Below are 20,963 nucleotides of genomic sequence, written 5' to 3' on the forward strand. Positions count from 1 at the left end.
ATCCAAATATATTCAAACAACTTCGCTAGGGTAAAAACTAAAAAAGCCATAAAAAAAAGCTTGAAGAATCATAATGATCTTCAAGCTTTTTTATGCTGATTTAGCTATCTTTTTCCGTTTTCTCACCCACCATTGAGCCAGGGGCAGAACAGCAAACATAATAAAAAAGATACGAAACAGCTGATAACCAGTAACCATGGAAAGATCTGCATGAACTGCCGAAGCGGTAACTCCCATCTCAGCGATGCCTCCTGGTGCAGCACTCAAAAACGCGGTAGTAAAGTCCATTGGCGTCCATTTGCTGAGCAAAAAAGCAATCCCTAAGGAAAACAGGACGAGCAAAAGACTGTTTCCAATCGTGTAGATGCCTAGTTTCTTCACATTTCCCTCCACTTGTGGATTAAACTGCCTACCAATGTGGATTCCGAGGAAAATTTGGGCGATGAGAATGAAATATGACGGAACATGAGGGGCTTGCAATCCTAACGAAACGGACACTGCGACAGCAATCAGAGATCCTGTCAAAAAGCCGGCTGGAAGCCTGATCCTCTTTCCTCCCCAGGCGCCAAACAAGGCGATAGCAGCAAAAACAGCATACTGCATCCATGTCCCCGACTCAGCAGCATTCACCTGTGGAGCCGTAGATGGACGAACTTCACCGCCAATTCCGTGAATCGTTAAAAAGGGGACGAAAAAGATGACAGATACTGAACGGATCGTCTGCATGAGGACGACGATTGTTGTATCCACCTCCATCGTTTCTTCGCTCATAACCACGACCTGTGACATTCCGCCGGGAACACTTCCAAAGATGCTGCTCGCCAGATCAATTTTTATGTGTTTTACCGTGTAGAAAGCCAGAACGAGGCAAAATAGAACCGTAATAACGGTTGTAGAAGCCATAAAAGGAAACTGAAGCACCATTTCTTTTACTGTTCCTGCTGTAAAAGAAGTTCCTAGCATCGATCCCAGAAAAATAATAGCTGTATGCCTGAATCCGATCGGCCAGTACAGCGTCCGTCTTGATAACTTCCTCCATACCACAACAGCAGTGAGCGAACCTAACAGCCATGGCAATGGCATGTGTATCAACAGGAACAGGAGTGCACCCGTGATCCCTATACATGCTGTCTGCAAAATCGCAGATACGTTTTTGTTTCCTTCCAACATCAGCATTGCACCCCTTCAACTTCAACAGATAGTCAATACCTGCCTGAAAAATCAGCGTTGCCTAGTACATATATTCAACTATCATATCAAAAAGTGTTTTAAAATGACTGTTTTATACATAAAGAGCATTTTGTTCATAAAGTTCATGAATAGATGGTTTGGAGAAATTACGAAGGGTAGTAACCGTTTGGGGAAAGAGGATTGAAGAGGTGAATGCCAGTGGAAATTATAAGCTGCTTATTCCATAGACAAAAATCTATTTCTACTAAACTTTGAAAAATAGTTATAAAACAAGAACAGAGGTCTAGTCCACCTTCTGCATCCTCACATATGATATCTTAACCGGAATTTATTTCTGGAATCCACTTTCAAGGGGGATGCACAAATGGGCTTCGAAAAAAAGCACAAAAAGTTCAGCACAGGAAAGAAACATAAATGCGAATCTTCTTCTTCCTCTTCTTCTTCAAGCTCTTGCTTCTGTAAAAAGCGCAAGAAAAAACATTGCGGTTGCCATAGACGCCGCCGCTGTTGCTGCGGTTTCGGCTTTAGCTGGATCTAATCCTTTAGAAAATCAGCTCAAAAAGAAGGATCCTTTTAGGATCCTTCTTTTTTGCGCTTGTCCGTCAGCTTCATGATCAGGTCGTTTGCTTCTCTTTTGTTCAGCTTATACTTTGCCGAACTTTTCGAAAGTGATTTAATTTTCTTCATTTGTGTTTGGGTAGGAGGCTGTCTTTCAATCAGTGATTCATAGTTTTGATATGCTACTTTCACTGCTGTTTTATCGCTTAATAGATCAATCATCTCATAAATAGCGGCAATAGCCCCATCATACCCAATTCCATATCCAGAATCACTGCCAAACAAAAAACGATCTGGATACTTTTCCATCAAGGGCACAAAATCTTTCAGTTCATATTCACTGCCTTCGTCATATTCAGTATATCCTGCATAAAAGTCAATGAATAAATTGCTGTATTTAGAAAGCAATGCTTCTATATTCTCTGGCGAGGAGGCAACGTTGGCATGAGCGTAAATAAAATTGACCTTCGGAAAACGGGTAAGCACCCTTTGCAATCCCGCTATAGGCGGACCATAAGCAGGATCGATATGCAAAAGAACAGGAACTTTATACCGGCCAGCCAGTTTATAAATCTCATTGAGTTTCCCTGAAGACGGAGTTTCCGCCTTCCATTTAACAGAAGAGACAATTGGCGAATAAGTTGAAGCAGCCGCCAATTCACCGATGTTTAAGTACCCTTTTTCAAGGTTTTTCTTTGTATAAGCTATCCCTTTTTCAGAATAAATGTTGATGCCTGCAAAGGATGGATACACCTGCTCAGGGCGTTCCTCATAATCCTTCCAGGCGAGCTCATCTGTTTTCATTGCCTCTGGTTCTGAAATACCACCAAATAAAACCGTACGATCCACTCCAAGTCTATCCCATTCCCTATAAGGAAACTCTGGAGATTGGTGGTTATGCACATCAATTAAGGGGAGATCTTTATATACCTTATAAAGCGGCTCGCCATCCGGCTTTTTCTTTCTCATCTCTTTTAATTTCAACTGCATCGTTTGATCCGCTTGATAGTTTACATCAGGAATTACGATAACATTTTCTTCTTTTTTATCCACTTGAATCGTACAGGATGCCAACAGTAAAATGATGATTCCTCCTGCAGCAAAAAAAGAACGGAATGCAGCGATTTTAATTGACCTCTTCCTCCCTTATTAATTTATAAATAAAAGGAGTGAGCCAGCCTCACTCCTCCAGTTAGTTCATGATTTCCACAGGAATTAAATCGGTATTTTGCTTTGTGAAGTAATTATATTCTTTATTGATCCGGATAAATCCTTCTGTCGGTGTCTTCACTTTATTCGTCTTTAAAGCGTTGATATCCTCTTCATTTAAATCATTATAGATTGTATCGTACAGTGAACCCGGTCCTGTGTTTCGCCACACGAGAAATTGCATAGGTCTTGCAGCATCCTCTATGACGTTATTTTTAAACTTCGGATGGATGGCACCACTGGCCAATATCCCCCTGTAACTCCCCGTTCCGTCAGCGACATTTTTAATGGTATTGTTTTCAATGGCAGCATTTGACCAGTTCATGACACGAATGGCATCCTCGCGCGTTTTTTCTATCGTATTGTCCTTGATGACAACCTGATCATGATATTTGCCGCCAGAATATTTATGAGTCCCTACCGCACGGTCAAGATTATAAAACTCATTATCTTCAATGGTTACATTCTGGTTAGGTGTCCGGTCGAACGTGCTCCATTTCTGGCTCCAGCCTAATGTGGAATGATCCGGCGTATCAAGGTTGATCGCTTCTTTATTCCGGTTAGGCGACGGCTTGGAATTAAGAAAACGATTATGGACGATGGTTGCATGGGAGGTTGCATCCATTTCAATAAAGTGGCCGGACTGCATGTTCCGGAACGTGATGTTTTCTACCTTAACATTTTGGTTGTGCCCCATGATGATGGCAATCCCATCCTGTGTATATTTCATATCAACAGCGACAGAGCCCTCCCCTATGAAAGAAATATTTTTTTCTCCGTTATATCCTCCATACACTCCGCTCTTCGCTGATTTGGATGGACGGATCAGCTGAAAGATAGATTTCGCTGACGGAAAGATACTCGTACCGGTCTTTGTACCTTTCACAATGTTCACGCCGTCCTTAAATTTAAGCGTTACATTCGAAGGAACATACAGTGTATTGGAGATCGTGTACGTCCCCTTGTTTAAAATGAGGGTACCTCCCCCGGTCTTTTCCAGCTGCTCAAGGTAGGACCGAAGCAGGTAATAATGCTTCGTATAGGAATTGTACGTACTGAAGTTCATCATGAGCCCTTTATATGTTTTACTGCTCGGAGTCACCGTGTAAGTCGGTGCGGCTGCGTGGGCTTGAGATGGAAGTATGATACTGGCGGTCAGAACTGCTGACAAAATCATTTTTATTGCCTTTTTACGCATGATTAATATTTCCCCCTATTAATGGTTTTCCACCTTTAATATCGGTCGCTCAAGCCTATTTATTAGTTAATAATGCCATGCCCGGTAATCTTAACTTTTACATTTGGTTCAATGATGATCTTTGAATAATCTTTATCCCAGTTCATCCTCTTCCAATCGGAATTGTGAAACGCTCTAATCTTCTTGCCGATCCCAAGCTCATCACAGTTGGCTTTTTGCATCTTATTAATCGTTTTTTTAGCAAGATTATTCATTTCTCGTGATAATATACGATCCAGCTTTATCGCTTTTTTGGGATTGTCCAGATGATCCATCGGAAGTTCATTTACATTTACATCCATTTCCAAATTTAGCTTAACATGCACTTTTTGATTGTGGGAAATGTTAATTTTCATTTTCCGTTCAATATCATTAACAAGAATGGTCATGTAATTCTTTTCATTGATTTCTTGCTTTTTGCTGATTTTAAATGTAAATCGAGGGTAAGGATTTTTAACATTGTTCAAAAGCAGCAGCAGAGTCGACTCTCTACCGTTCAATGAACCCGTCATTTTGTTCCTATGAAACATCGCTGTTCCAATCACTGCTGCTCTTTGCTGCTTCTCGCTGATTTTCAAGTACGGCAGCAGATAATCATTACCTTCATCAAACATGAGCGTACAGATCGATTGGACGGTTTCTATATCATAGAGCCCGATATTACTGGCACTTCTTATCAGTTCAGGATAATAGATATCCAATAGCGTTGAATCCTGAGGCTGAATTTTCAGCCCTTTTTCGGCCTGTCCCTTCACAACAGCCACCATGGCGTTTACGGAACCTCTTGGATCCCTGTAAATGACATCGAGGCTGGAATACATATCTTTTCGGGCCAGCTTTTCACCAAATAAGAAGATGCGGTTTCTTGAAGCATCGAACATCTGCGATACTTTTTTATCGAGGTTAAAACGTGCATCACGTGTGGTGTCTCCGGTTGAAGTTGCAACCACACTTTTTACCATAGCGACTGCTTGAGAAGGTTTGTTTACAACTGGATATACGACGGTGTCCCTTATTTTTCCGTTAGGAGCAAGATCTAGTCCTGCTGCTAAAATAAGCCTGGAGTCCTTAATAAGACGCTGATCCCAGCATCCTGTCATCAAGGGGATTATCGAAGCGCTCAAGAACAGCACGCAGATTATTTTTGTCCATTTATTTTTCATAACGCCTTCTTCTCCTTTATATAGGTAAAAGCAGTTATGATAAAAAACAGGATTGGTATCCCGATTACGAATATATAGCTTAAATACGTCACGGAATTGGTAAACTTTCCAACCTCATACCCCCCCTCAGGTATGAGCGCAAGAATGACAGTGGGTATTGCAGCAAAAATAACGAAAGGAGTATGATCCTGATGTTTTTTGAAAAGGACATCATTCCTCTTGAAGCGCCAAACAAGAAGGCCATATAAGATGTGGCAACCGAAACGATCCACATGGACAAAAACAGCAAATCAATCCGTTCAAGAACTTTAAATGAAAAGGATTTTATCATATACAGGAGCGGCTGGGGTACCAGTTTAAATTCATTAATACCAAAGAAGAGAATACAGATCAGTGTTAAGAAAGCATAAAACAATGTAACGATTAGATTGGCGATGGAAATGGACTTTAATTTCTTAATCGGCTTTGAATCTACATAAGGGGCAATGACCAGAAAAAGTTCAAATCCCAGCATGGAGAAAAAAGCTTTTTCCGTCCCTTTTAAAATTGGAAAAAAGCCACTCTCACCTACCGGGAAAATATTCAAGTAATTCACTTCAAAAAAAGCGTAAATGACAAGTAATACAAAAATGATCAGCATGATAGAGACAAATACAAAAAACCTCGCAAGAAATTTAACCGGCCCTCTTATTGCATAGATACCGATAACCGCCATTAGAATAATAAGCAGCCACCTGGGGGTCAAAGGAAGAATCCATAAGTTGATCATCTCTGCAAATAGAGAAAGAATGCTCGCGCCGATCAAAATAAAAAAAATGATATATAGAAATTTAATCATTCCGCCAATCCAGCGGCCCGCACTATGATCAAAGATTTCAAAAATGGTCATAGCCGGATATCTTTTCATGGTGTACCAGAATAAAACCAATAGAATTTGTACAATACAGCCTCCGATTAATACAGAGATCCAGCTGTCATGTCCAGCTTGTGTGTAAATAGTGTATGGCATAGATAAGATTCCGACTCCGACCTGAGCCTGGACGATGAAGAAAATTAACTGAAAGGATGTAATATTGTCCTTATTTCTTAGTTTCATTTTTATTCCATCCTCTGGTTTTGTTTTGTTTCTTTATTTTTTGGGGCAAAGTGTCCATCGGCCGATCATTCATTTTCCATAACGGAAAGCGTACGATTGCATCTTTTAAGCCGCTGAGATTAAGCGGCCCAAAAGGCGAGAAATAAGGAGTGCCCACTGATTCCAATTTACACAGATGCAGCAGGATGACCATCAGCCCCATAACAATGCCCAGAAAGCCAAGCAGAGAGGCGGCAATCATCAGGGGAAAAGTCAAGATACGAATCGAAGCACCCATTTCATAAGTTGGAACTGTAAACGATGCGACCGCTGTAACCGCAATAACAATGACCATCACGTTGGAGATAAAGCCGGCGTTTACAACGGCATCACCGATGACCAAACCTCCAACGATACCGATGGTCTGACCGATCGGAGTGGGCAGCCTCACCCCCGCCTCGCGGATCAGCTCTATTGTAAACACCATGATGAAGGCCTCAACAATAGGCGGAAAAGGGATACCTTCCAATGATGATTTAATAGGAAGTACGAGTTCATTCGGCAAGATCTCAAAGTGAAATCCAATAATGGCTATGTAAATCGCGGGCAGTGTCATGGCCACCAGAAAACTTACCATCCTCAGCAGGCGGAAGAAAGAACCTGAGAGGATCCTGCTGTTAAAATCATCAGGTGATTGAAAAAAGGAAAGGAATGTAACCGGTAAAATTAATGCGGTAGCGCTCCCATCTGCCAGAAGAGCAATCCTTCCATCCATTAAGTGTGCCATCGTCCGGTCCGGACGTTCTGTAGGAAGCATTTGCGGAAAAGGCGAGAATGAATTATTTTCCAAAAACTCTTCTATAAAGCCCGGACTAAAAATCATGTCTGTGGAAATAGAACAGATTCTTCGGTCCACTTCCGCCAATATTTCTTTGTTTACCAAATCATCCATATAAGCGATGACCACTTTTGTTTTTGTTTTTTTACCTAAGATATACTGTTTAAAGACTAGACTCTCATTTTCGATGCGTTTGCGGATCAACCCGAGGTTTTGGTTCATGTTTTCGCCAAAGCCTTCATGCGAACCGCGGACAACTTTTTCATTGTAGGGCTCTTCAGGAGGCCGGGTAATTTCCAACTGGACATTGATGGCGTAAACACTGTCCATCCCGTCCAAAAGCAGAAGGCAGTTTCCCGTCAGCAATCTTTTTATGGCTTCATTCAAATCGTTAAGCTGTATCATTTCTGCATTCGTAATACCTGCCATGATGTTTATTTTCGGCTGTCTGTTTAACGGATCCAGTATGCTGTTTTGAATTTTTTCTGTATCAGCGATCGATTCCAGGTAGATGACAATACCTGCTGAATCATTATGAATGATATCTCTTGTTTTCAAATCACTGCTTTGATGAAGGGCCTGATTTACAAACTCCAGGTTTTTTGCAGCCGCAGAGTCAACCGGTTTGATTTCCTCTGATTCTTGCTTGACTTGTTCATCTTCCGGCATCTCCTTCACCTTCCCTTTAAAGCTATTCTCCTATCATTAGAGTGAGCAAATAAAGCAAGGTTTATTCTATTTCTTCTATTGGTGAATATATGATTTGCCGTATGATAAGAAAAGTGTAAAATAGTAAAGTCAGAAAGTTAATATTATGAAATTTTAAATCTGTTTTTTAAAATGAATAGGCGGTTATATTGGAAAGGCGGATCTCTTCATTGAATAAAAAAATCATACTTTATTGTGTAGCCTTTGCTGCATTCTTCGGTCCCTTCACACAAACGATCTATACACCGATCCTCCCTGAAATTCAGCATGAATTTCAGACCTCGGGGTTCATTGTGAATTTAACGATTTCCATCTTTACGTTCATACTTGCTATGATGCAGATGGTTTATGGCCCGTTGACGGACAAGATCGGCCGGAGAAAAGTGCTGCTTCCTGCTATTCTTCTTTATGTTGCAGCTTCAGCAGGTGCGGCGTTATCCCCTAACATATGGACACTCCTCGTATTCCGGGCTGTTCAGGCAGCAGGAATCGCAGCAGGATCTGTCGTCGCAACCACTGTCATCGGAGATTTATTTGAAGGGAAAGCCCTTGGGCGTTCTATGGGAACCTTTCAAATGCTTGTAGCGCTCGGCCCGGTAGTTGGGCCTGTTGTTGGAGGCTTTGTTGGAGGGTATACTGGTTATCAAGGTGTATTTTGGGTACTCACAGGAACTGGCTTGGTGATGTTTTTTGCTAATTTGAAGCTGCTTCCTGAAACAAAGCCTGCAGGGGAATCAAGAAAAGGATTCAGCTTTTCGGATTTCACCATTGTACTTAAGAAAAGAACCGCACTTGCGATCGTTCTTCTTGGATTTATTCAATATTATACGTTTTATAATTTTCTCGTTTTCCTGCCTCATCTGCTCGCAGCCTTATATGGTTTATCGGCCAGCGAAAAAGGCTTGGTTTTCCTTCCAATGTCCTTGTTCTTAGTGGCAGGAAGCTATGTTGGCGGACAGCTCCAGGAAAGGGGCAATCCGAAAAATTTCCTGATTGTAACATCAACCTTAAATGTTCTGGCCACCGTTTTATTTGTTTTTTTATCTTCAGTATCACTGCCCGTTTTAATCGCGAGCATCTCACTTTTCGGTCTTTGTCTTGGGCTGTCACTCCCTGTCCAAACCACCCTGCTGGCACGGGCTTTTCAGCATAATCGTGCAACAGCCATAGGCGTTTATAACTTTTTCCGGTACTTGGGTATGGCGGCCGGACCGATGATCGGCTCAATGTTTTACAAGGTTGGAAATCGTGCAGAATTTATATTTGCCGCTTGTCTATTTGCAGCCGCTGTATATTTTGCAGGCAGGCAATTTCTAAAGTCAGCAGAAGAATCTATGAACTAATCTCCTAAAGGGGGCCTACTATGCCTAAGAATAAAATTGAAGATGTAATGGAAGTATGCCTTTTGGCAGGCAGGCTCATGCTTCAAAATGGTGCAGAAACCTACCGGGTTGAAGATACGATCACCCGGCTTGCGCAAAACTATAACATGGAAGCCGCCCAGGTTTTCGTTACACCGACCGCCATTATTCTATCGTTGCTTGAAAAGGGAAAAACAAAGGATTATACGAAGATTGTCAGGATCCTCGACCGGTCGACAGATCTGCATGTCGTCGTTCTCGTCAATGATCTGTCACGAAAAGTGGCCAATGAATCCCTTTCACTGGAGACGGCAAAAAAGGAATTGAAAAAGATCGAAGTCACACCTGAAGCGTATCCAACATGGGTTCAGGTTGTGGCTGCCATTCTCGTGAGCGGCTGCTTCGGCCTCATGTTCAAAGGAAACTGGAACGACTTTTTGCCTGCCACGATCGCCGGAGGTGTCGGTTATGCCCTTTTCTTATTTTCAAAACGCTACATTTCGGTCCGCTTTTTCTCTGAGCTTCTTGCTGCCTTTTTTATCGGCCTGATCGCCAAGCTTGCCATCACGGCCGGCATTGGAGACCAGCTCGATAAAATTATTATCGGAGCCGTGATGCCGCTTGTGCCGGGTGTGCTGATCACAAATGCGGTACGAGATCTGATGGCCGGTCACCTTGTTTCCGGCATCTCATTAGGAGCTGAAGCGATGCTGACGGCCTTTGCCATCGGTACCGGTATTGCTTTTGTTATCGTTACGCTGTGAGGAGGAAATACGATGCACATGATTGAAGCCATTTGGACGAGCTTTATTGCTTCGGCCGGGTTTGGTATTCTGTTTAACGTTCCAAAAAAAGCTGTCATCCCTGGCGGCATCTGCGGGATGGTCGGCTGGCTCATCTTTGAAGGGATGTCAGGAAACAGCCAGTTCGACCTGGTTCTGGCCACCGCGATGGCCTCATTTGTGGTAGCGGCCATCAGCCACCTGTATGCCCGGATCCACCGTATGCCTGTCATCATCTTCAGTGTCTCCGGCATTATCCCGCTCGTACCAGGCGGCGGTGCCTATGACACGATGAGACAGCTGGTCGAGAATGATTACAACGCCGCGATCCAGCTCGGCTCACAAACCTTTCTGATTTCAGGGGCAATCGCATTCGGTCTTGTCCTTGCAGGAACGATTATCCCGATCATTTTGCGCAGCCAAAGAACGGTGAAGTAAAACAAAGAACTGACAATGTCAGTTCTTTTCTTATGCCATGAAAACAGCCCCGTAACCAATTGCAGCCACGATTACGATGACTGGAGATACTTTGAATTTTTGCATTAATAGAAAACTGATGGCGGCTATGGCTGCGGTTTGTATCCAGCCGGAAGAGCTGACAGATTCTGCAAAAAAATCATAAGCCATCACTCCGAGAAGAACGGCAATAGTCGGTTTTACGTATAACGTCATTTTTTTCACTCTTGGTGAATCCTTGAACTTATAGATGACACTCAGGAAGACGATCATCAAAACCAGGGAAGGCGCTACCGTTGCAAAAACAGCCACAAAAGAGCCGAGAGTTCCTCCTTGCGTGTAACCGATATAGCCGGACATCTTTGTGGCAATCGGACCCGGGAGTGCATTGCCAAGCGCGAGCACTTCAGTAAACTGATTGACGGTCAGCCAGTGATAACGGCCCACAACTTCATTTTCAATCAGAGGAATAGAGGCCGGGCCTCCCCCATACCCCAGAATGCCCGGGATAAAAAAAGCAAGGAAAATGTGCCAATAAATCATCCCATACCTTCCCCTCTCTGAGCAGGTTCCTCATCGTTCTTCTTTGCCGGTTTTAGTAGAGCATAAGCCAAGAGAACCCCTATTAAAATGGCAGGATGCACCTTAAGCAGCTGCAGTAACAGGATGCCTGCTGCCACATGAATCAGGCTGAGCTTAACTCCCAGACCTTTCTTTGCGCTGGTGAAAAACTGCCACGACAGCACCGCAAGCATAACTGCAACAACAGGAAGCACGCCTTTTGTCATTCCTTGAACCCATGGCTGGTCTTTATATTGGGCGAGAGAGGAAAGAAGGACGATCATCAGAATAATAGTAGGAAGAATAGAAGAGAGCAAAGCAACAAGCATACCGGATAAACCTGCCACCCGGTATCCGATGTATCCTGCCATTTTTGTGTTGATCGGACCAGGCAAGGCATTTCCAAGGGCAAGCACATCTCCAAATTCTTCATCGTTCATCCATTTAAACTTTCCGACCACTTCTTTATGTACGAGCGGTATGGAAGACGGACCGCCTCCATAGCCAAGAATGCCTGATCGAAAAAAAGCGATAAATAATTGTAAATAGGTCATGAAAACATCAAATCCTTATGAAAGTTATTTCTACCATGCAGCCACTGCTCCATCTGTCCGGCCTTCTGTTCCGCCGGCCAGTACGCCGGTTTCAGGATTGCGCCATATGATCTGGCCTCTCCCAAAGTTTCCGGCATCAAGTGCAACTTTGACATCATGGCCTTTTCGCGCCAATTCCTCGGCAACATGCTGCGGCAGTGAACGTTCTACCAGTACCTTCTTCCCTTCGATCCATTGCCATCTTGGCGCATCCAGCGCGGATTGTGGATTCAGCTGGAAATCGACCGTGTTCATGATGACCTGGACATGCCCCTGGGGCTGCATGTATCCTCCCATGACGCCGAAAGGACCGATCGGTTTTCCTTCTTTCGTCAAGAATCCCGGGATAATGGTATGATACGTTCTCTTTCCTGGATGAAGACAGTTGTCGTGGGTCTGATCCAGGGAAAAATCATGGCCTCTGTTCTGCAGGCTGATCCCGGTGCCAGGCACCACGATTCCAGAACCAAAACCCATGTAGTTGCTTTGGATAAAGGATACCATGTTCCCTTCTTCATCCGCCGCCGCAAGATAGACTGTGCCGCCTTTTGGAGGTATTCCCGGCTCAGGAAGCATCGCTTCTGAACCAATGAGCTGTCTGCGCTCTTCTGCGTATTTTTCTGATAAAAGAGCTTCTGCTGTTACTTTCATATGCGTAGTATCTGTCACATATTTTTTGGCATCCATAAAAGCAAGCTTGATCGCTTCAATCTGCTTGTGATACCGATCAGCAGCTTCCGCTTCAGGAAAATCATACCCTTTTAAGATATTAAGTGCCATTAAAGCAACAATTCCCTGGCCATTCGGAGGAATCTCCCATACTTCATATCCTTTATACTCCGCCTTAATCGGTTCTACCCATTCTGGATAATAGGCCGCAAGATCCTCTTTTCGCAGGAAACCCCCTTCATTTTCAGAGGCTGTTCTGATCTTATCAGCCAATTTCCCTCTGTAAAAAGATTCTCCGTTCGTTTCAGCAATCTCTTTTAAAGTAGCCGCATGATCGGGTGAGCGCCATACTTCACCGATTTCCGGCGCTCTTCCATCAGGCGCAAAAGTCTCAAACCAGCTTTTAAACTCATCGGATTTCTGTTCATTTTTATAAGATTCAAAAGCCCTTTTCCAATACTTTCCAAGGACTGGAGAAACCGGAAAACCTTCTTCTGCATATGTAATGGCCGGCTGAAGCACCTCAGTCAGCGGCAGCTTTCCAAAACGGCGCGATAATTCTGCCCATGCCGCAGGAGCTCCGGGGACAGTAACCGGATACCAGCCGTATTTCGGAATCTTGTCGTAACCCTCCTGCTTTATCGCTTCAACCGAGATGTTATTTGGAGCAGGACCGCTCGAATTTAATCCGTGCAGCTTTCCCTTTGTCCAGACCAGAGCGAAAGCATCTCCCCCGATTCCATTGGATGTCGGCTCAACTACTGTTAGGCAGGCAGCCGTCGCAATAGCAGCATCAATCGCATTTCCACCTTTTTTTAAGATATCGAGGCCTGCCTGCGCGGCAAGCGGCTGAGATGTTGCGACCATTCCTTTTTTGCCGTAGGTTACTGAACGCCGGGAAGAATACGGATATCGTTCTTGATTAAAGAATGGTTGTTCCATGGTTTCCTGTTTCATGTTTTCACCTCTCGTGGCATGCAAAACCCACATATATATTCAGAATATTATACATAGTTTAATTCTTGTTATGGTGAAATACAAATGTTTTACAAATAGAATCAGTTCAAGGTTAGGTTACTTGAAGATACATCAAAAAAATCCCGTCCCTCTCCGGACGGGATTAATTACTTTGCATCATCTATCGGTTTCATATCCATGGTCACCATGTAATCCTTCCCCCACTGGTACATGGCATCAAGAATCGGCATCAGGCTCTCACCTTGCTTCGTCAATGAATACTCAACTTTTGGCGGAACAACAGGATAAACTTCGCGATGGACAATCATATCCTCTTCCAGTTCACGAAGCTGATTAACGAGCATGCGCTGAGTGATGGCGGGTATAAGAGCCTTCAGCTCACCGAAGCGTTTTGTTCCTTCTTTCCCAAGGTGCCATAAAATAATCATTTTCCACTTGCCGCCGATGACAGATAACGTTAATTCTTTCTCACAGTTAAACATTTTATCGTCCATTCGTGACATAGAACATCACCTCCACCCTTATTATACCTTATAGTATACTTTTTAACACTATGTAATATTAAAGTCAGTACTTCACAATAGGTAATCATGAAGAGTATACTTACAACTAATCCTTGACGGACTTTTTAAAAGTAGCCGCCAAAGGAAATAATATGAGGTGCAACATAGATAAAACACCACAGAAGGAGAATGTAAAAATGGAATTACAACTAGCGATAGATCTTGTAAATACAGAAGAAGCCATCAAATTGGTGAAAGAAGTTGAAGAACATATCGATATCGTTGAGATCGGTACCCCGGTTGTTATCAACGAAGGCCTTAGAGCAGTTAAAGAAATGAAAGAAGCATTTCCAAATTTGAAAGTCCTTGCCGACTTAAAGATTATGGATGCTGCAGGATACGAAGTCATGAAGGCTGCTGAAGCCGGTGCTGACATCATTACCATCCTTGGAGCAGCTGAAGATGCATCCATTCAAGGTGCGGTTGATGAAGCAAAAAAACAAAACAAAAAAATCCTTGTGGACATGATTGCCGTTAAAGATATCGAAACAAGAGCAAAAGAGCTTGATGAGCTTGGTGTTGATTATATTTGTGTCCATACAGGTTATGACTTACAGGCTGTCGGGAAAAACTCTTTTGAAGACTTAAAAGCGATCAAACGCGTCGTTAAAAACGCAAAAACGGCTGTCGCAGGCGGAATTAAATTAGAAACATTACCTGAAGTTGTTGCAGCTCAGCCTGACCTGGTTATTGTCGGCGGCGGTATTACTGGACAAGATGATAAAAAAGCAACCGCAGCTGAAATCCAAAAATTAGTAAAACAAAGCTAAGGATTTTCCAAATGAATACTTCACATTATTATACGGAAATTGTGAAGGAATTAAGCCGGGCAGCGGACTTAATTTCAGATCAAGAGGCTGAAAAGCTCGTAGATGAAATTTTGAAAGCCAAGAAGATATTTGTTGCAGGAGCCGGCCGAAGCGGACTGATGGGAAAATCCTTTGCCATGCGAATGATGCACATGGGATTGGATTCCTATGTCATCGGTGAAACCGTGACCCCTAACCTGACTGAAGACGATCTCATCATTTTCGGTTCAGGTTCCGGAGAAACAAAAAGCCTTATTTCAATGGCCGAAAAGACGAAAAGCATTGACGGTAAAGTCATTACAGTGACCATCTTTCCCGACTCGACTCTTGGTAAAATGGCCGATGTCTGCGTAAAATTACCAGGCTCTCCAAAGGATCAATCGGAAAATGACTATAAGACCATTCAGCCTATGGGATCTCTATTCGAACAAACTCTTCTGCTGTTTTTCGATGCTGTTATTTTACGTTTCATGGAAAGGAAAGAGCTTGATACGGATACCATGTTCGGGCGCCATGCAAATTTGGAATAGGATGCATTGCATCCAAATAAAAAAACAGGATAGGACTGCCTTTGGCGTCCTTCCAGTTGTTTTTACATAAAGGAGGAAAGCGTAGATGCAAACATTAAAGGGGAAAACAGCGCTCATCACCGGAGCTGGAAGAGGAATCGGCCGTGCAACAGCGATTGCTTTTGCGAATGAAGGCATTCATGTTGGCCTTATCGGAAAAACCCGTTCAAATCTCGAAAAAACAGCAGCAGAACTGATGGAATATGGCGTGAAGGTGGCGATTGCAGAAGCTGACGTTACGAATAGCAATGCTGTTGTTCAAGCTGTAAAAAGCATTGAAGATGAACTGAGCTCCATCGATATTTTAATAAATAATGCCGGGATCGCAAAGTTTGGCGGATTCCTAGAACTTTCGCCTGAAGAGTGGAAAAATATCGTAGACGTCAATTTAATGGGTGTTTACAACGTTACAAGAGCAGTCTTGCCGGGAATGATTGAAAGAAAAGCAGGCGATATCATTAACATTTCGTCATCAGCAGGGCAAAAAGGTGCACCGGTAACAAGTGCGTACAGTGCTTCTAAATTTGCAGTATTAGGTCTAACCGAATCTCTTATGCTTGAAGTAAGGAAACATAATATTCGTGTCAGTGCCCTAACACCAAGCACAGTGGCGACAGATTTGGCCATTGATACAAATCTGACGGACGGCAATCCAGAAAAAGTGATACAGCCTGAGGATATGGCCGAGTTCATGGTTTCCCAGTTAAAATTAAATCCGCGTATTTTTATTAAAAACGCAGGCATGTGGTCGACAAATCCATAAAAAACAGGTAAAGAGCAGTTCCTCCTTGAGGAACAAAAGAGCAGTTCCTCCTTAGAGGGACTGCTCTTTTGTATTTATGTAAATGAAGGGTAAAAAAAACCTCGCTTGGGGTATAGTATTCTATACCAATTTTAGGAGGTTGATTATGAAGGCTGTTACTTTTCAGGGAGCAAAAGAAATCGAAGTAAAAAATGTTGAAGATCCCAAACTACAGGAAAAGGAAGACATCATTGTCCGCATTACTTCAACCGCTATCTGCGGATCAGATCTCCACATTTATCAGGGAGCGCTTCCGGCACATAAGGATTATGTCATTGGACATGAACCAATGGGTATTGTAGAAGAAGTTGGTCCTGATGTCACCAAAGTAAAAAAGGGAGACAGGGTCGTCCTTCCTTTCAATATTTCTTGTGGCCACTGCTATTATTGCCAGCATGAAATGGAAAGCCAATGTGATAATTCCAACCGAAATCCTGAATTTGATACAGGCGGATATTTCGGCTTTACGGACCGTTACGGCGACTATAGCGGTGGACAAGCCGAATATTTGCGTGTGCCTTATGGGAATTTTATGCCGTTTGTCATTCCTGAATCAGCGGAACTTGAGGATGAAGCTGTGCTTTTCATGTCTGATGTTCTTCCTACAGCCTACTGGAGCGTTGAAAATTCCGGGGTAAAAGAAGGTGACACAGTCGTTGTTCTGGGTTGTGGTCCAATTGGCTTAATGACACAGAAATTCGCCTGGATGAAAGGCGCCAAGCGTGTCATTGCCGTAGATAACTTAAGATACCGTCTAAATCATGCAGTAAAAATGAACAATGTCGAAGCTTTTAACTTTGATCAATTCGATAACATGGGTGCACACATTCATGAAATCACCAACGGCGGCGCAGATGTTGTTATCGATTGTGTAGGAATGGACGGCAAAAAGTCACCTGTTGAAGCGATTGAACAAAAACTGAAGCTGCAGGGCGGTACGTTGAGTGCCATTCAGATCGCCCTCAATGCCGTTAAAAAGTTTGGAACCATCCAACTCACTGGTGTATATGGATCCATGTACAACATGTTTCCGCTTGGAAACATTTTTGAGCGTAATATCACGATGAAAATGGGTCAGGCCCCTGTTATCCACTATATGCCGATGTTATTTGATAAAATTGCCAATAAGGAATTTGATCCGACTGAGATCATAACACACCGAGTACCTCTTGATCAGGCGAGCGAAGCATACAAAACCTTCAACGATCATGCGGATGAATGCATTAAAGTCGTCTTAAAACCATAATAAAAAATCCCCTTTGGACCATCCAAAGGGGATTTTTATTAGGCTTTGTTATCAACAACATGGACTGACAGAGCTTTTTATTAAATAAAGTTCCTTACATTGTTGCCGCGGCTGAACTTATAGATCGCAATCATGAAGAAGGCTAATGCGAAAGCGAAAAGAATGGAGATGTTCATTGAAAGACTGCTTAGCGAATGGCCTTTTTGCAGCTGAGTAAATGTGTCCAGCAGCCATCGCTGAGGAAGAAAATCTGCTATTTTTTGCAGCGTCTTCGGCATGATCTCTACTGGCCAGAAGCAGCCAGCCAACAGACACGATGGTGTCATGATCAAATTCTGCAGTGCTCCAGCTGAAGTCGTGGTCGATGCAAATGCAGTAATGACAAGCGATAATCCAACACCTGCAAGAGCGAAAATCATTAATATTTCTACCATCGTCAAGAACGGGATCCCCGTAGAAATATGGAACACTTGAGTCATAAACGTCAGTGTAATTAAGATCTGTACCGTCATGATGATCATGTTAACAACCACATTTGAGAAAACGTATTTTCGGCTGTTAATCGGTGTTGACATTAACCGCAGATAGGTTCTGTTTTCTTTTTCCTGAAGGATAATTTCAGATAATCCGCCCGCACATGAAAGCATGATCATGATAAGAAAACCGACCGTCTGATTCGTTATATCATTATTTTTTGAAGTATCTTTGAGTGAATGAGCTGAAACTTGAAAATCTGATGCAAGGTACTGGTCATACATTTTTTGAAACACAGCTTGATCTCCGCCAGCTGCCTTGCTTAAGGAAGCGATGCTAGACAAATAGTTATTCACATAGGTTTTCACAAAACCAGTGATGGTTGCCCCTTTGATGGATACGATTTCAATGTGATCGGGGTTGCCGTTCAGCACACTGTTTGAAAAGCCGGAATTGAGGACAATAACACAGTCGAGCTTTCCTGAAGCAATTTGATCTTTCACTTCTGAAGAGCTAATGTTTTTCACTTTTACATTGGTTAATCCGTCGACAAATTTAACCGTGTCATTGGCAATTTCCCCATTATCTTGATTGACGACGCCAGCATGCATGGTAGCAGGACCAGTGTTTCCATACGCTGCAATTCCAATGAGAATGCCGATCAGCGGTACAAATAGGTAGGTGAACAGCTTTCTTTTATTCTTTATAATGGAGCGCAGAGAATTTGTTATGAGCCAAAGAATCTCTTTCACTTAAAAGCCCTCCCGTCGTTTGAAAGCAACAATGGCAATGGTTAAAAAGATGACAGCTACCCGAGATTTAATCCAATAACCTGCAGTGAAGCCGCAAGATCATTATTGTAGATAATTTTATTGATAGCTGTATTTGCCCAAGTCAGTGGTGAAAGGTTCGTGACCAGCTTCATGAAGCCATCAGGATTATCGATTTTAAAATATGCCCCGCCGAAGAAGGAAGCGAGCTGAACGACAATGAGGATGATCGTCCTGGAAGCCTCACCGGTTTTTGCCATGTAACTGACCCCAAGACCGAAACTTACGGCAAGGAATACTTCAGACAGTAAGATAACAATGACCAGGCCGAGATGCTCCCCCCAGTTTGCGTTAAACAGCAAGGAACTCACAGTGACAATGAGAAGAAGAGATAGCAGGTTTAGTACAATGCTTCCGATAATTTTCCCGAGAAAAATTTCAGCCTTGGTGATCGGTGCGGTTGCCAAACGTACCGCTGTATTTCGTGTTCTCTCTCCCCTGAGCAAAAAGGATGCCCCCATCGCCCCGTACAAAGCGATCATCGTTGTTACGGCCACCGCATAATAATCCATTGATCCCGGTGCTTTATTGGCGTTCAATGACTTCTCTTTTACGTAATCGCCCGTTGTACCGCTGGCCAGCACCGTCTGTGTCTGATCCGGCTTCACTTTAGCCACTTGGCTGACGAGATTGTATTTATCTGCAAAAGCGGTCAGCATTCCTTGAACAATGCTGCTCTCAATGCTGTTTCGTTCACTTCCGTAAAAGGTTAAGCCATTATTGGAAACCTCCACATAAGCATCATAGCGGTTCTGTTTTACTTCTTTTTTTCCATCCATCTTGTCAGGAGCTTTATAAAAATAAATATCTTCTTTTTTGGCAGCCTTCGTAAATTCTTTAAAATACGGGGAGAAGCTGGTATCCCCGGTTTCCTTATATAGGACTTGCATTTTATCAATCTTGATATTTTTATCAAACGCATTGGATAAAGCAGAGCCAAGAACCAGCATCATCACGATCGGAAATGCCAGCATGAAAATCAACGTTCTGGTATCCCTGATGCTGATTTTTAAATGATGAAGTGCAATGTTGAATATGTTCAAGGGAGAAGTCCTCCTTAGTTATTTTTATAAAGAAGTTTATAGCTTCGTAGAGCTTATTAAAGGCAGGAATAATTGGCTAACGCAATTTTCCTTGAACAATTGGCTAACGCCATTTTTCCTTAAAGCCCGCAAAAGAATATGAATGTGGGAACAAATCGTCTAAGCCGATTTTTCCTATTTACTCTTTCGCCGTAGTGGATTAATTGGCTTCTGACGTAAGCCTCATTAAGGTAGGAAGAATTGGCTAACGCCAATTTTCCTTAATCTCTCAAATTCCTTCCGGTTAGGGTGAGGAAGACGGTTTCCAGGTTAGGTGCCTGTTCTTGCAGTGAGCGGATTTCGATTTCCCGGTTGATAAAATATTGAATGATTTTATTTAAGTTGCTGACTTCGGCATGAGAATTGATTTTAACGATGTTCTCTTCAACCTGCACTGTGTTCACGCCGTTGATGTCCTTTAAAATGCTTTCTTCAATATTATCGTTTGATTTAACGTCAACCCAGATGTCTTTTGTATCTGTTATGATGGCTTTCAGCTGTTCTTTGGTTCCTTCTGCGATGACCTTACCGTGATCCACAATCGCGATTCTTGAACAGATTTCTTCTACTTCCTCCATATAGTGGCTCGTGTAGATAACGGTGCATCCCATCTCGTTCAGTTTTCTGACAGAGTTCAAAATATAGTTCCTGGATTGTGGATCAATCCCGACCGTCGGTTCATCCATGATGATCAGTTTCGGACGGTGCGCGATGGCACAGGCGATGTTCAGCCTTCGTTTCATCCCGCCGGAAAAGTTCTTTGGAAAGTTTTTTTGTTTATCAAGTAAGCCGACAAACTCGAGTGCTTCCTCTACCCGGTCTTTGAGTTCTGCACCGCGGAGTCCGTAAAGTCCTGCGAAGAAACGTATATTTTCATAGGCTGTCATATCTTCATAGATGGCTAGATCCTGTGGTACGATGCCGATGTTCATCTTTGCGAACTTGCTGTTGTTTGCAATGTTCTTGCCAAGGATTTTGATTTCTCCTTCATTGCTTCTTAACAAACCTGCAATCATGTTGATCGTTGTACTTTTTCCAGCTCCGTTCGAACCGAGGAACCCGAAAATTTCACCTTCTTTAATGGTTAAGGACATATTGTCTACAGCGATGAAGTCACCGAATTTTTTTGTCAGGTTATTGATTTCTAAAACGTTCATCATCTCACCTCATGTATTCTTTATATTGTCATTATACGGAAAAAGAGTGAAC

19 protein-coding genes and 1 pseudogene are annotated in these 20,963 nt (G+C 42.9%); 7 read left to right on the top strand and 13 right to left on the bottom strand.

Features of this window, described 5'->3' with window-relative positions; all coding sequences use genetic code 11:
* Window positions 1–90: 90 nt before the first annotated feature.
* From LCY76_RS17945 to LCY76_RS17970, 6 genes are all read right to left on the bottom strand, one after another.
* Window positions 91–1,170: an AbrB family transcriptional regulator gene (locus tag LCY76_RS17945; protein ID WP_248253755.1), complete on the bottom strand. Its 1,080-nt coding sequence runs from the start codon at window positions 1,168–1,170 to the stop codon at window positions 91–93.
* 594 nt (window positions 1,171–1,764) lie between these two features.
* Window positions 1,765–2,823, bottom strand: a complete 1,059-nt coding sequence (locus tag LCY76_RS17950; protein ID WP_248253756.1) for an amidohydrolase family protein — start codon at window positions 2,821–2,823, stop codon at window positions 1,765–1,767.
* A gap of 118 nt (window positions 2,824–2,941) precedes the next feature.
* Window positions 2,942–4,156, bottom strand: a complete 1,215-nt coding sequence (locus tag LCY76_RS17955; RefSeq protein ID WP_248253757.1) for a right-handed parallel beta-helix repeat-containing protein — start codon at window positions 4,154–4,156, stop codon at window positions 2,942–2,944.
* A 62-nt stretch (window positions 4,157–4,218) separates the two neighbouring features.
* Entirely contained in the window at window positions 4,219–5,358 is a 1,140-nt protein-coding gene (locus LCY76_RS17960; protein WP_248253758.1) for a Ger(x)C family spore germination protein, read from the bottom strand.
* 88 nt (window positions 5,359–5,446) lie between these two features.
* Window positions 5,447–6,454, bottom strand: coding sequence for a GerAB/ArcD/ProY family transporter (locus LCY76_RS17965; RefSeq protein ID WP_248253759.1), 1,008 nt, complete (start codon window positions 6,452–6,454; stop codon window positions 5,447–5,449).
* Window positions 6,438–7,940, bottom strand: coding sequence for a spore germination protein (locus tag LCY76_RS17970; RefSeq protein ID WP_248253760.1), 1,503 nt, complete (start codon window positions 7,938–7,940; stop codon window positions 6,438–6,440). The genes LCY76_RS17965 and LCY76_RS17970 overlap by 17 nt, the downstream gene beginning before the upstream one ends.
* 209 nt (window positions 7,941–8,149) lie before the next feature.
* On the opposite strand from LCY76_RS17970, the gene LCY76_RS17975 reads away from it, so the two are divergent.
* From LCY76_RS17975 to LCY76_RS17985, 3 genes are read left to right on the top strand one after another with little or no spacing between them, the layout of a single operon-like run.
* Window positions 8,150–9,322: an MFS transporter gene (locus tag LCY76_RS17975; protein WP_248253761.1), complete on the top strand. Its 1,173-nt coding sequence runs from the start codon at window positions 8,150–8,152 to the stop codon at window positions 9,320–9,322.
* 20 nt (window positions 9,323–9,342) lie between these two features.
* Complete coding sequence (locus LCY76_RS17980) at window positions 9,343–10,104, top strand: threonine/serine exporter family protein (RefSeq protein ID WP_248253762.1); 762 nt, start codon at window positions 9,343–9,345, stop codon at window positions 10,102–10,104.
* A 12-nt stretch (window positions 10,105–10,116) separates the two neighbouring features.
* On the top strand, window positions 10,117–10,560 hold the full coding sequence (locus LCY76_RS17985) for a threonine/serine exporter family protein (RefSeq protein ID WP_248253763.1): 444 nt from the start codon (window positions 10,117–10,119) through the stop codon (window positions 10,558–10,560).
* Window positions 10,561–10,590: 30 nt separating this feature from the next.
* Here LCY76_RS17985 and LCY76_RS17990 read toward each other — a convergent pair whose 3' ends face one another.
* From LCY76_RS17990 to hxlR, 4 genes are all read right to left on the bottom strand, one after another.
* Window positions 10,591–11,121 carry a chromate transporter gene (locus LCY76_RS17990; protein WP_248253764.1) on the bottom strand — a complete coding sequence of 177 codons (531 nt, stop codon included), beginning with the start codon at window positions 11,119–11,121 and terminating at the stop codon, window positions 10,591–10,593.
* The gene (locus tag LCY76_RS17995; protein WP_248253765.1) at window positions 11,118–11,693 is read right to left on the bottom strand and encodes a chromate transporter; all 576 of its coding nucleotides are present in this window, start codon (window positions 11,691–11,693) and stop codon (window positions 11,118–11,120) included. Before LCY76_RS17995 ends, LCY76_RS17990 begins: the two co-directional genes overlap by 4 nt.
* A gap of 30 nt (window positions 11,694–11,723) precedes the next feature.
* The gene (locus LCY76_RS18000) at window positions 11,724–13,358 is read right to left on the bottom strand and encodes a gamma-glutamyltransferase family protein (protein ID WP_248253766.1); all 1,635 of its coding nucleotides are present in this window, start codon (window positions 13,356–13,358) and stop codon (window positions 11,724–11,726) included.
* A gap of 167 nt (window positions 13,359–13,525) precedes the next feature.
* Window positions 13,526–13,882, bottom strand: a complete 357-nt coding sequence (gene hxlR, locus LCY76_RS18005; protein ID WP_053357167.1) for a transcriptional activator HxlR — start codon at window positions 13,880–13,882, stop codon at window positions 13,526–13,528.
* Window positions 13,883–14,079: 197 nt separating this feature from the next.
* Here hxlR and hxlA point away from each other — a divergent pair, with 197 nt between their 5' ends.
* The 4 genes from hxlA to LCY76_RS18025 all read left to right on the top strand — a co-directional run bounded on the left by hxlA (window position 14,080) and on the right by LCY76_RS18025 (window position 17,368).
* The gene (gene hxlA / locus LCY76_RS18010; RefSeq protein ID WP_248253767.1) at window positions 14,080–14,712 is read left to right on the top strand and encodes a 3-hexulose-6-phosphate synthase; all 633 of its coding nucleotides are present in this window, start codon (window positions 14,080–14,082) and stop codon (window positions 14,710–14,712) included.
* 11 nt (window positions 14,713–14,723) lie between these two features.
* A complete protein-coding gene (gene hxlB / locus LCY76_RS18015) occupies window positions 14,724–15,281 on the top strand; it encodes a 6-phospho-3-hexuloisomerase (RefSeq protein ID WP_248253768.1) in 558 nt (185 codons plus the stop codon).
* 85 nt (window positions 15,282–15,366) lie between these two features.
* A complete protein-coding gene (locus tag LCY76_RS18020; RefSeq protein WP_248253769.1) occupies window positions 15,367–16,083 on the top strand; it encodes a 3-ketoacyl-ACP reductase in 717 nt (238 codons plus the stop codon).
* Window positions 16,084–16,228: 145 nt separating this feature from the next.
* The gene (locus tag LCY76_RS18025) at window positions 16,229–17,368 is read left to right on the top strand and encodes a zinc-dependent alcohol dehydrogenase (protein ID WP_248253770.1); all 1,140 of its coding nucleotides are present in this window, start codon (window positions 16,229–16,231) and stop codon (window positions 17,366–17,368) included.
* A gap of 80 nt (window positions 17,369–17,448) precedes the next feature.
* Here LCY76_RS18025 and LCY76_RS18030 read toward each other — a convergent pair whose 3' ends face one another.
* The 3 genes and pseudogenes from LCY76_RS18030 to LCY76_RS18040 form a co-directional block, all read right to left on the bottom strand.
* A complete protein-coding gene (locus LCY76_RS18030; protein WP_248253771.1) occupies window positions 17,449–18,594 on the bottom strand; it encodes an ABC transporter permease in 1,146 nt (381 codons plus the stop codon).
* Window positions 18,595–19,715: pseudogene (locus tag LCY76_RS18035) on the bottom strand (ABC transporter permease). It lies immediately after the preceding gene.
* Window positions 19,716–19,975: 260 nt separating this feature from the next.
* Window positions 19,976–20,911 (bottom strand): ABC transporter ATP-binding protein, encoded by a 936-nt coding sequence (locus LCY76_RS18040; RefSeq protein WP_248253772.1) that lies wholly within the window; start codon window positions 20,909–20,911, stop codon window positions 19,976–19,978.
* Window positions 20,912–20,963 lie beyond the last annotated feature (52 nt).

Source organism: Fictibacillus marinisediminis (assembly GCF_023149135.1).
Classification (GTDB): Bacteria; Bacillota; Bacilli; order Bacillales; family Fictibacillaceae; genus Fictibacillus_C; species Fictibacillus_C marinisediminis.